The sequence below is a fragment of the Allobosea sp. TAB14 genome, assembly GCF_052113865.1.
GTDB classification, from domain to species: domain Bacteria; phylum Pseudomonadota; class Alphaproteobacteria; order Rhizobiales; family Beijerinckiaceae; genus Allobosea; species Allobosea spartocytisi.
Genome location: NZ_JBFRDQ010000018.1, coordinates 23,036 through 33,425, shown reverse-complemented (window position 1 = coordinate 33,425; position 10,390 = coordinate 23,036). Strand labels below are relative to the sequence as shown.

The following is a 10,390-nucleotide window of genomic DNA, read 5'->3' as shown; positions in this document are numbered from 1 at the left end:
GCCTGCGCGCCCGGCTGCCCGGCGGCGAGCGCCAGCGTCAGCACGCAGAGGGCGAGCAGAGCACGCATAGCGTGCCGAAAGCGCGGCGCCAGCTCAGTGGTCATGGTCGGGCGGCCCCGCTCCTGAGGGTGATTCGTATCGCTCCCGAGCCTCGGCACAGCCACGGGCTCAAGGCAAGACGAAGGCCGCTTTTCGACTGCCGGCAAGGCAAGACTCCCGCAATTCCTTTGCTGGATCGCGCCCGAACCGGACGCCATGCCGCGTCTTCACCGGCAAAGGCGACCTGAAGATGGCAGGGCCGCGCTTTTTCTCCGCTGCGCGGCTGCTCGGGATGGAGCTCGTCTTGCCGAACCGGATCGTCAGCCCTTCTTCTTCACCTTGTCGCGGTTGCGATAGCTCGCATTGCCCAGCCCTGTGCCGATCGTGAGCACGGCCCAATTCTCCACGTCCTGCATCGCCGGCATCTCGCTCACCCCCTGGATGACGGCGTCGTTGTGCATGACGATCTCGGTGTCGTGCTCGCCGATCCGGGGCACCAGCTCGCGCACGCTGGCGACGAGGTTGAAGCGGCTGCTCTCCCAGTTGCCCGGCAGGTTCTGGGCACCACGGTCGATGCTGCCGTCGGGCTCGATCAGGCCGGGGCAACCGATGCCGATGAAGGGCGCGACGCGCAAGCCCTCCTTCTCGGCCTGCTCGATCTGTTCCTTGAGCATCCGGCCCAGACGTTTGATCGCCTCGTCGCGGCTCGTCTCTTCGTCGGCATGGCGCCAGAGCTCGGATTTCCAGACGCGGGCCTTGCCCAGATCGGGCGCCTTCTTCTGCCGGAGCTCGACGATGCCGGCGCGGATGTTGGAGCCGCCGATATCGACGGCGACGAGGCTGTCGAAAGCCTCGAAGATCCATTTCGGCGCGAGATGCGCGCTGCCGACGAGCCCGGCCTCGTCCGGGTGGTGACGGATCGGGACGAGGTCGATGTCGCGGCCCTCCGTGCGCAGGATGATGGCGGCGCGCGCGATGGCGAGCTCGCCGATGCGGCTCTCGCGAAAGCCGCCGCCCACGACGATGCGCTCGACCTCGGCCCAGTTCTTCAGCCGGGTGAAGCGGCGGATGACGAAGGCGAGCGACTGGGCGAAACCCTCGACCGCGCCGAGGACGAGGGCGGCCTCGGTGGCGTCGCCCTCCTTCAGCAGCGCATCGAGCTCCTTCTTGCTGATCTCGGCCGTCTTGCCCCGGAGCGGATCGTCGCCGTTCTTTTTCAGATGCTGCCGCAGCGCATCGAGATGCTCGACGAAGGCGCTGCGGCTCGCCTTGTCGCCGACGAAGCCGTCCTCGTCGCGGATTTCGAGATTGTAGCTGGTGACGATGACGGAAGGCAGCTCCGCCGCCCCGTGCGGACCCGTCGCGCCGGCACTGCGCGTCTTCTCTGCCGTTGCCCCAGCCATATGCACTCCTCTTGCGATCTCTCCGGAGGCAACACCGCGCCCGGCGCGAGGTTCCGGTGCGGGCCGGATGCGTCTTCCGCAGGCCGCGGCTGCGTCGGGGGCGCCTCCGGCCGGTTGACCGCGGCGGCGATCGCCGCTCCAACGAGGAGGGCAGCGAAGATCGCCGGCTTTTGGGGGCGAGAGTTTTGGGGGGACGAGATTTGGCGGATCTGATCTATCGCGCGGTCGTCATCGGCATCGGCGCGACCATCCTGTTCGATCTCTGGGCGCAGTTCCTGCGGCTCTTCGGCATGCCGAAGCCGAACTGGGGTCCGCCGGGGCGGTGGTTCGCGCATCTGCTGCGCGGGCGCGTCGTGCATGAGGATATCGGCAAGGCCGAGCCGGTCGCCAACGAGGTCGCGCTGGGCTGGCTCTTCCACTACCTCATCGGCATCCTCTTCGCCGGCATCGTGCTGGTGGTCTGGGGCATGGGCTGGGCGCGCAACCCGACCTTTCTGCCGGCGCTGATCGTCGGGCTCGCGACGGTGGGCTGCGGCTGGTTCATCCTGCAGCCGGGCATGGGTATGGGCATCGCCGCCTCGAAGCGCCCGAACGGGTCAAGCCCGAGAATGACGGCGCTAGTCCAGGATTCGCGTCTCGTAGGCGTAGAGCTGGCGGTAGCCGAGGCTGCGATAGAGGCTGATTGCGATGGCGTTGCTCTGCTCGACCTGCAGATAGGCGCTGTGGCAATCCATGGCGCCGGCCCAGCCCATCAACCCGGCGACGATCCGGCGGCCCAGCCCCTTGCCGCGATGGGCGGGATCGACGCAGATTAGCCCGATCTCGGCCATGCCGCGCTCCGCCACCGCCATGCCGAAGGCGACAGGCTCGCCCTCGACCAGCCATGAGGCGAAGGCGGCGGGCAGGCGGACCTTCTCGACGATGGCCGCCAGATTGCCCGCATGGGTCTTCACGCCGCTCTGGCGCGCGGCGACGCCGGCGATCCATTCCAGCTCGGGCCGGGCCTCGATCTGGAGCTCCGCCTCTTCGGAGACCGGGAGCCCGGCGAGCGGCGCGATCATGCCGAAAGAGGCGTCCTTGACCCTGTAGCCGCGTGCCAGCACGGCCGCGCGGGTCGCCTCGGCGACGAGCGGGGTCAGCCGGATCGTGGGCGGCAAACCGTCGGCGCGGTAGAGCTCCTCGAGCATGTCGAGCATGGCATCGTCGAGCTCGGCGCCATAGGCGAGCGGCGTCGCCGAGTTGGCGCGGCCGGAATAGCCATTGGCGAAGCGCAGCACCCAGTCGCCGAGGACGAGCGTCGACAAGGCCGGCCAGGCATTGATGATCCGCCGCTCGCATTCCAGCGCGAGCTGGCTGTCCTCGTTCGTCGTCAGCATCATGCTCCTCCAGCCGGCTTGCGGGGCGTCGGCCGCCAGCCCGGCGGCGCCATCTCGAATCCCGAAAACGCGAAGCCCGGCGCGACAGTGCAGCCCACCAGCGTCCAGGCGCCGAGCGAGGTCGCGCTCTGCCACCAGCCGGCCGGCACCACGAATTGCGGGCGCTGGCCGGCGGCGAGATCGGTGCCGAGATGATGGGCCGAGGCGTCGTGGCCATTGGGCGAGACGGTGATGACCAGCGGCGCGCCGGCATAATGGTGCCAGATCTCGGCGGCATCGACGCGGTGCCATTCCGAGGTTTCGCCGGTGTCGAGCAGATAGTAGATCGCGGTCGAATGGCCGCGTCCTTCCGGGCCTTCCGCGTCGCGGAAGGTCTCGCGGTAATGCCCGCCTTCGGGATGGGGCTTGAGGTCGAGCAGGCGGATCACCTCCGCCGCCGTCAGCCCTTCGAGGCGATGCGGCATGGTCAGAACTTGTTCTTGGCTTCGCGGAGCGCCGCGAAGACCTGGGAAGCCGGCTTTCCGGCGAGATGGACGGCGGCCGCCAGCGCGGGCTCGCCGGCGCGGAAGAAGGGGTTCGTCGCCTGTTCCTCGGCGATGGTGGTCAACGCCCAGAAGCGGCCTTCCGCCTTGGCCGTCTCGGCCTCGGCGAAACGCGCGGCGAGCGCTGCGTTCGTCGGATCGACCGAGCGGGCGAAGCGGGCATTGGCGAGCGTGTAGTCATGGCCGGTGACGAGCCGGATGTCGCCGGGCAGCGCCATGATGCGCGAGAGCGAGGTCCACATCCGGTCCATCTGGCCGGGCTGGACCCGGCCGCAGCCCATGACGAAGACGACGTCGCCGACCAGCGCGATCTTGCTGCCCAGGCCGATATAGCTGAGATGGCCGTCGGAATGGCCGGGCGTGTGCCAGATCTCGAAGCGCTCGCCCGCCAGCGCCACGCTGTCGCCTTCGCCGATCACGCGGTCGAGCGGGGCGGAGGTGCGGGCATCGGCCGGGCCGACGACGGTCGCGCCCGTCGCCTGCTTCACCTCGGCGACGCCTTGCGTATGGTCGTGATGGGCATGGGTGATGAAGATGTCGCTGATCGTCCAGCCCTTGGCCCTGGCGGCGGCGAGCATCTCGCCGGCATCGGGCACGTCCACCGCCGCGCAGGCACCTGTCGCGGGGTCGTGGAGCAGGGCGCCCGCATTGTCGCTGAGCGTGCGGAAGACATGGAGGTCGAGCGGCATGGCGGACTCCTGCGAGTGCGAACGGACGCCCTGCATGGGCCAAGGCCGCCTGCCGATCAAGCCACCGGGCGCGCAGTGTCGTCGTGCAGTTGCTGCGGAAGCCGCCCTTGCGTTCGCGCGCGGGGCGTTCCATCTCAGGCGCCATGCCTCTCGACGTCGTCGACCTGCGCGCCTTCTACGCCAGCCCGCTCGGGCATGTGGCGCGACGCTTCATCGGCCGGGCGATGCTGCGCTTCTGGCCGGATTGCGACCGCCAGCGGCTGCTGGGGCTGGGTTTCTCCACGCCCTATCTCTCCGTGCTCGGCATCGAGGCCGAACGCACCATCGCCTTCATGCCGGCGGCGCAAGGCGTGGTGAACTGGCCCTCGCCGGGGCTTTCCGCCTCGGCGCTGGTCGAGCCGACCCTGCTGCCGCTGCCGACCGCCTCGATCGACCGGGTCGTGCTCGTCCATGCGCTGGAGGAGACCGAAAGCCCCGACGACCTGCTGGAAGAGGTCTCGCGCGTGCTCAATCCGGGCGGGCGGATGATCCTGGTGGTGCCCAACCGGCGCGGCCTCTGGGCGCGGATGGACGGCACGCCCTTCGGGCAGGGCCGTCCGTTCAGCCGCCGCCAGCTCTCGGCGCTGATGCGCGCCGCCGAATTCTCGCCCGAGCACTGGGCCGAGGTGCTCTATGTCCCGCCGCTGCAGCGGCGGATCCTGATGCGTTCGGCCTATGCCTGGGAGCAGATCGGGCTCGGGCTGTCACTGCCCTTCGCCGGGGTCCATGTCATCGACGCGACCAAGCAGTTCTACCGGCGCGCGCCGCTGCGCGCGACGCGGCGCAGCTTCGCGCTCAGGCCCATCCTGCTGCCGCAGCCCGCGCCGACGCCGCGCGCCGCGAAGCCTTCCGGCAGCGCGGGGCTGGAATTCCCGTCACCTCGAAAACCCCATGCGGGTTGACAATTTCGCCGGGTCGCGGACATGGTCCGCCGCCTTTCGAGCCCCGGTTTCATGCGAAACCGCCGATCCGTGCCGAACCCGGCGCGGAAGCTGAACTGGATCACGATGCGTAGCTATCTGGATTTCGAGAAACCGGTCGCCGAGCTCGAGGCGAAGTCGGACGAGTTGCGGGCTCTCGAGGCGCGTGGCGACGGCATCTCGTTGTCGGAAGAGATCGGCAAGCTCGACGCCAAGGCGAACCAGGCGCTCAAGGAAATCTATGCGGCGCTGACGCCCTGGCAGAAGACGCTGGTGGCGCGCCATCCGCAGCGGCCGCATTTCAAGGATTACTGCGCCGCGCTGATCGAGGAGTTCACGCCGCTGGCAGGCGATCGCGCCTTTGGGGAAGACGAGGCGATCGTCGGCGGCTTCGGCCGCTTCCGCGGCGAGGCGGTCTGCGTCATCGGCCAGGAGAAGGGCGATTCGACCGAGACCCGCATCCGGCACAATTTCGGCATGCCGAAGCCCGAGGGCTATCGCAAGGCGGTGCGGCTCGTCGAGATGGCCGGCCGCTTCGGCCTGCCGGTGCTGAGCTTCGTCGACACCGCCGGCGCCTATCCGGGCATCGATGCCGAGGAGCGCGGCCAGGCCGAGGCCATCGCCCGCTCGACGGAAGCCTGGCTTGGCCTGCCCACCGCCAGCGTCGCGCTGGTGATCGGCGAGGGCGGTTCGGGCGGGGCGATCGCGATCGCGGCGGCGAGCCGCGTGCTGATGCTCGAGCATGCGATCTATTCGGTGATCTCGCCGGAAGGCGCGGCCTCGATCCTCTGGCGCGACACGGCGCGCGCGCAGGACGCCGCCACCGGCATGAAGATCACGGCGCAGGATCTGCTCAGGTTCGGCGTCATCGACGCGATCGTCTCAGAGCCGACCGGTGGGGCCCACCGCGACAAGCAGGCGGCGATGACGCGGGCGGGGGACGCCATCGCGGCGGCGCTCGCCGATTTCGCCGGCCTCGACGGGGCCGCGATCGTCGACAAGCGGGCGGAAAAATTCCTCGGGATCGGGCGCCATCTCTGAAAGCGTTGATTTCGCGCCTGCGAAACGGCGGTGTCTTTACCGGGCATTGACCATGTGGCCAGACTCAGGGAGCCTATGGTAAGGAACCCTCAAGGCTAACGCTTCTAAAACAGGACGACGGCACAATTTAGCCGTCTTGCGAAGTCACAGGTCGCGCCCCGGCCTGCCGTTCGATGGGATTGACGACGTGGCACTGAAGCAACTCGCGCTCGTGGCTTTTGTTGCATTGACCCTGGCGGCTTGCGAGGAAGAGCGTTATCGCGGCGCCGGTCGCCACAACATCCCGATTCCGTCGGCGACTTATGCGCTGATGTCCGAGAAGGGCATGAGCAAGGACCAACCGATCCTGATCCGCTCCTACAAGAAGGAGTCGGAGCTCGAGGTCTGGAAGCGCAAGGCCGACGGCCGCTACGCCCTGCTCAAGACTTTTCCCATGTGCCGCTGGTCGGGCCAACTCGGCCCGAAGGTGCGCGAGGGCGACCGCATGGCGCCGGAGGGCTTCTACGCCATCGCGCCGCAGCAGATGAACCCGAACTCGTCCTATTACGTGTCGTTCAACATGGGCTATCCCAACGCCTATGACCGGGCCCATGGCCGCACCGGCGCGCATCTGATGGTGCATGGCGCCTGCTCCTCGGCCGGCTGCTACTCGATGACGGACGACCAGATCGGCGAGATCTACGCGCTGGTGCGCGAGGCGCAGAACGCCGGCCAGAAGGCCGTGCAGATGCAGGCCTTCCCCTTCCGCATGACGGCGAAGAACCTCGCCCAGCACCGGCTCGATCCGAACATCGCCTTCTGGAAGAACCTGAAGGAAGGCTCGGACTATTTCGAGGTCGTGAAGGACGAGCCGGCGGTGTCCGTCGCCGGCGGCCGCTATGTCTTCAATGGCGGCTCGGAGCCGGCCGAGGTCGCCGCGAAGGAACGCCAGGACGCGGTCGAGGTCGCTGCCCTCGTCGCCAAGGGCACGCCGGCGATCCGGCTCGTCTATGACGACGGCGATCAGCACAACTCGTTCAAGCAGGCGCTGATGGCCGGCGGGGCCGATGCGCTCAACCGCAGGGCGTCCTGGGCGTCGCGGGATGTCGGCATCAGCCGCGAGGATGCGCTGGCCTCGGGGCCGAGCGTGGTTGTGCTCGACGACAAGGGCAGGGCGAAAGGCACGGCGCGCGCCGCTTCGGCGGATGACGGCGCGGTGATGGCTGCGGTCGCCGCCGCCGCACCGGCCGAGGTTGCCAGGCCCGAGCCCAGCAAGCCCGAACCGGCAAAGGCCGAGACCAAGCCGTTCACCGCCCCGGCGACGACCCAGCTCGCGCGGATCCAGCCCGGCAAGGCCGAGCAGGCGCCGGTGCTGGCCAGCACCACCTCGGTGCCGGTGGCTGCGCCGGCCGAGGAGAGCAAGCCCTTCCTGCAGCGCGCGCTGAGCTTCATGCCGACATTCGGCGGCTCCTCCAGCACGAGCGGGCAGAGCACGGCCGCCGTCGAAGCGCCGGTCGAGGTGACCGTGCCGGCAAATCCGACCAATATCCGCGCCCCGCTGCCGCCGCGACGGGCGACGAACCTGCGCACCAGCAGCCTGGACCAGTCGCCGGCCGCCTATGCCAGCCAGCCGGTCACGCGCTGATCGCGGTCGTTTCCGGCGTTTTGGGTATGTGACGGAACTGCAACAGTTCCCGATCAAATGATCTGAGCCTGTTTTGCAGGCGCGAAGGCCCCCGTTTCGGGGGGCTTTTGCTTATTTGGCGGGCAGGCTGCCGAAAAGCTCGTCTTGCCGAAAATCCCCCGTGCCCTGCTTGATTGTGGCGAAAGCGCGACCAAGGCGCGGTGAGGGGTGCTGGGCGATGGTTCTGGATCTTTTTCGGTCTTCGGTGTTGGGATTTGGCATTTCGACCGTCTTGGCGGCCGGTGCGCTCGCTTCGGACCTGCCCAGCAAGAAAGGGGCGCCGCCCGCTCCGGTCGTGCCGGCGATCACCTGGTTCGACATCGCGGTCAATGTGAAGGGCCAGACCGACTATAATTTCCGCGGTATCTCGCAGACCGATCGCAGGCCGGGCTTCGGCGCCGGCGCCGAGCTGCAGGTCTACAACAATCTGTTCTATGCCGGCATCTACGGCTCCAGCGTCGATCTGGCGACCAAGCCGAGCGCGGAAGTCGACTTCTACGGCGGCATCCGTCCGAAGTTCGGCGATCTCGCCTTCGATTTCGGCGTGATGCAGTACTACTATCCGCGCGAAAAGCAGCTGATCGACTTCGCCGGCACCTACTGGACGCCGAAGAACACCGATTACACCGAGGTTTATGGCAAGGTGTCCTACACCTTCGCCGAGAGCCTCACGCTCGGCGCGAACGTCTTCTACGCCTGGGATTGGCTCGGCACCGGCGCCGACGGCACCTATGCCTCGGTCACGGCGAAATACGCCCTGCCCTTCCTCGAGGGCCTGTCGGTTTCGGGCGAGCTCGGCCATTACTGGCTCGGCAGGACCAATCTGGCGATCTGGTCGACCAATCCGCCGACCAACCTGCCCGACTACACCTACTGGAACGCTGGCGTCTCCTACACCTGGAAGAACGTCACGGCGGATCTGCGCTACCACGACACGACGCTGTCGAAGACCGAGTGCTTCGCGCTGACCGCCGATCCGAGCGGGATCTATTCGGGCAGCGGCCGCTCGAAATGGTGCGGCGCCGCCGTGGTCGGCACGCTCTCCTTCGACATCACGGCCAGCAGCCTCGGCATCTTCGCACAGCAGTAAGCCGGGCTCTCCTTGTCCATCGCGAAGGGCCGCCCGTTCGGGCGGCCCTTTTGCGTCAGCTTTCCAGCGCCTTGGCGACGCGGCGCATCATCTCGCCGATGGCGTTGCATTCGTCCTCGCTCAGCACCGTCATCATCGCCTCGATCTCCGCGACATGGATCGCCATCGCCTTGCGGGTCAGAGCCTCGCCCTCCGGCGTGAGCCAGAGCCTGCGCACGCGCCGGTCCGCCTCGTCGCCGCGCCGCTCGATCAGCCCGCGCCGCTCCAACACCGGCAGCAGCATGCTCATGGCGCTGCGCCCGACCAGCAGCTTCCCGGCCAGGGCCTGCTGCGTCAGGCCGGGTACGTGGAAGATGTTGGCGAGCACGTCATAATGGGCGACCTGGATGTCGAGCGGCGCCAGCGCCTCGCCGAAGGCCTTTTCCCAGAGCGTGTGGACGCGGGCGACCGAGATCCAGTTGCGGAAACGCGGCAGATCCCAGGGCAGAAGCTGGCGTTCCGGCTCCGGCCCGGAACCCGCAGTCGAAGAGGTCTGGGAAGAGGCTTGCTTTTTGTTCATGGCTGAACATAATAGTTCAGCGTTGAACAGATTGGGCTCCATGCCATGGCCGACACCGCTCTCCGTCTCCTGCGTCCTCTGACCCGGGTCGCCAGCTTCGTGGCGCCCGCGGCAACCGGCAGACTCGCCTTCCGTCTGTTCTGTACCCCGCCGCGCCGCCCGGCGCGAAACGAAAACGCGTCCGCCGGTGCGCGGAGCGCCGCGGGCCGCCTGGCGGAAGCGGAGGCGATGGCGGTTCCGTTCCCCTGCGGGAGCGTCACGGCCTATGTCTTCGCGCCGGTCGGGGCCAGCCAGCGCGGCACCGTGCTGCTGGTGCATGGCTGGAACAGCGAAGCGGCTTTCATGGCCGCCTTTGCCGCGCCGCTGCGCGAAGCCGGTTTCCGCGTCGTCGCCTTCGACCTGCCGGCGCATGGCGCCTCGACGGGGCGGGTGCTGAACCTGCCGCTCGGGGTGGCCAGCCTGGCGGCGGTGGCGCGCGCCTTCGGGCCGCTGCATGCGATCGTGACGCATTCCTTCGGCGGGGCGATCGCGCTCGCGGCGCTGGCGGGCTCGGTTCCCGGCCAGCCGCCGGTCAGTGCCGGGCGTCTCGCGATGATCGCCGCGCCCTCCTCGATCAAGCAGATCACGCGGCGGTTCGGCGCCGGCATCGGGCTCGGACGGCGCGGCCAGGCGGCGCTCGAACGGCGCATCCATGTCGTCGCCGGCAATCCGGTCGAGGCTTTCGAGGGGCCGGCGCAGCTCGCCGCGATCGGCGTGCCGACCCTGGTCGTCCACGACCGGCAGGATCGCGAGCTCGATTTCCGCCATGCCGAGGCGCTGGCGGCGGCAGGCTCCTTCGTCGACCTGGAGGAGACGAGCGGCTTCGGCCATCGCCGCATCCTGCAGGCGAAGCCGGTGATCGAGAGCGTCACGCGCTTCGTCGGTAGCGAAGAGCGTTAGAGCATTTCCGCGTTTCTCCGAATCGGAGAAATACTCTATCTCTTTGTTTTAACGCATTTTCTTGACGCGAGCCGGTGTCCACTTCGCTCG

At 68.3% G+C, this 10,390-nt stretch carries 10 protein-coding genes and 1 pseudogene; 6 read left to right on the top strand and 5 right to left on the bottom strand.

Annotation, left to right across the window (positions count from 1 at the left end):
• Positions 1–359: 359 nt before the first annotated feature.
• A complete protein-coding gene (locus AB4Y99_RS04545) occupies positions 360–1,442 on the bottom strand; it encodes an ROK family protein (RefSeq protein WP_441522524.1) in 1,083 nt (360 codons plus the stop codon).
• A 56-nt stretch (positions 1,443–1,498) separates the two neighbouring features.
• Between AB4Y99_RS04545 and AB4Y99_RS04540 the strand changes: the two are divergent.
• Positions 1,499–2,011, top strand: a pseudogene (locus tag AB4Y99_RS04540) (DUF2938 family protein); the annotation flags it as partial.
• Positions 2,012–2,059: 48 nt separating this feature from the next.
• Here AB4Y99_RS04540 and AB4Y99_RS04535 read toward each other — a convergent pair.
• Genes AB4Y99_RS04535 through gloB form a run of 3 tightly spaced genes read right to left on the bottom strand, consistent with a single transcriptional unit; the run spans position 2,060 to position 4,049 of the window.
• Positions 2,060–2,821, bottom strand: coding sequence for a GNAT family N-acetyltransferase (locus AB4Y99_RS04535; protein ID WP_113253453.1), 762 nt, complete (start codon positions 2,819–2,821; stop codon positions 2,060–2,062).
• A complete protein-coding gene (locus tag AB4Y99_RS04530; RefSeq protein WP_038362849.1) occupies positions 2,818–3,282 on the bottom strand; it encodes a cupin domain-containing protein in 465 nt (154 codons plus the stop codon). Before AB4Y99_RS04530 ends, AB4Y99_RS04535 begins: the two co-directional genes overlap by 4 nt.
• A 2-nt stretch (positions 3,283–3,284) precedes the next feature.
• A complete protein-coding gene (gene gloB / locus AB4Y99_RS04525; protein ID WP_441522523.1) occupies positions 3,285–4,049 on the bottom strand; it encodes a hydroxyacylglutathione hydrolase in 765 nt (254 codons plus the stop codon).
• Between the two features lie 143 nt (positions 4,050–4,192).
• Between gloB and AB4Y99_RS04520 the strand changes: the two genes are divergently transcribed.
• From AB4Y99_RS04520 to AB4Y99_RS04505, 4 genes are all read left to right on the top strand, one after another.
• The gene (locus AB4Y99_RS04520) at positions 4,193–4,990 is read left to right on the top strand and encodes a class I SAM-dependent methyltransferase (RefSeq protein WP_112761760.1); all 798 of its coding nucleotides are present in this window, start codon (positions 4,193–4,195) and stop codon (positions 4,988–4,990) included.
• 105 nt (positions 4,991–5,095) lie between these two features.
• A complete protein-coding gene (locus AB4Y99_RS04515; protein WP_112761761.1) occupies positions 5,096–6,049 on the top strand; it encodes an acetyl-CoA carboxylase carboxyltransferase subunit alpha in 954 nt (317 codons plus the stop codon).
• Positions 6,050–6,236: 187 nt separating this feature from the next.
• Positions 6,237–7,673 (top strand): L,D-transpeptidase family protein, encoded by a 1,437-nt coding sequence (locus tag AB4Y99_RS04510; protein ID WP_441522522.1) that lies wholly within the window; start codon positions 6,237–6,239, stop codon positions 7,671–7,673.
• 271 nt (positions 7,674–7,944) lie between these two features.
• Positions 7,945–8,802 carry a TorF family putative porin gene (locus tag AB4Y99_RS04505; protein WP_441522521.1) on the top strand — a complete coding sequence of 286 codons (858 nt, stop codon included), beginning with the start codon at positions 7,945–7,947 and terminating at the stop codon, positions 8,800–8,802.
• A gap of 55 nt (positions 8,803–8,857) precedes the next feature.
• Here the strand turns inward: AB4Y99_RS04505 and AB4Y99_RS04500 are convergent, their stop codons facing one another.
• The gene (locus tag AB4Y99_RS04500; protein ID WP_113253455.1) at positions 8,858–9,361 is read right to left on the bottom strand and encodes a MarR family winged helix-turn-helix transcriptional regulator; all 504 of its coding nucleotides are present in this window, start codon (positions 9,359–9,361) and stop codon (positions 8,858–8,860) included.
• Positions 9,362–9,589: 228 nt separating this feature from the next.
• Between AB4Y99_RS04500 and AB4Y99_RS04495 the strand changes: the two genes are divergently transcribed.
• Positions 9,590–10,300: an alpha/beta hydrolase gene (locus AB4Y99_RS04495; protein ID WP_441522520.1), complete on the top strand. Its 711-nt coding sequence runs from the start codon at positions 9,590–9,592 to the stop codon at positions 10,298–10,300.
• The last annotated feature ends 90 nt before the right edge of the window (positions 10,301–10,390 follow it).

Coding starts and splice junctions, on each gene's coding strand:
- AB4Y99_RS04545 (WP_441522524.1), bottom strand. CDS start 1,442: ATGGCTGGGGCAACGGCAGAGAAGACGCGCAGTGCCGGCGCGACGGGT.
- AB4Y99_RS04535 (WP_113253453.1), bottom strand. CDS start 2,821: ATGATGCTGACGACGAACGAGGACAGCCAGCTCGCGCTGGAATGCGAG.
- AB4Y99_RS04530 (WP_038362849.1), bottom strand. CDS start 3,282: ATGCCGCATCGCCTCGAAGGGCTGACGGCGGCGGAGGTGATCCGCCTG.
- gloB (WP_441522523.1), bottom strand. CDS start 4,049: ATGCCGCTCGACCTCCATGTCTTCCGCACGCTCAGCGACAATGCGGGC.
- AB4Y99_RS04520 (WP_112761760.1), top strand. CDS start 4,193: ATGCCTCTCGACGTCGTCGACCTGCGCGCCTTCTACGCCAGCCCGCTC.
- AB4Y99_RS04515 (WP_112761761.1), top strand. CDS start 5,096: ATGCGTAGCTATCTGGATTTCGAGAAACCGGTCGCCGAGCTCGAGGCG.
- AB4Y99_RS04500 (WP_113253455.1), bottom strand. CDS start 9,361: ATGAACAAAAAGCAAGCCTCTTCCCAGACCTCTTCGACTGCGGGTTCC.
- AB4Y99_RS04495 (WP_441522520.1), top strand. CDS start 9,590: ATGGCGGTTCCGTTCCCCTGCGGGAGCGTCACGGCCTATGTCTTCGCG.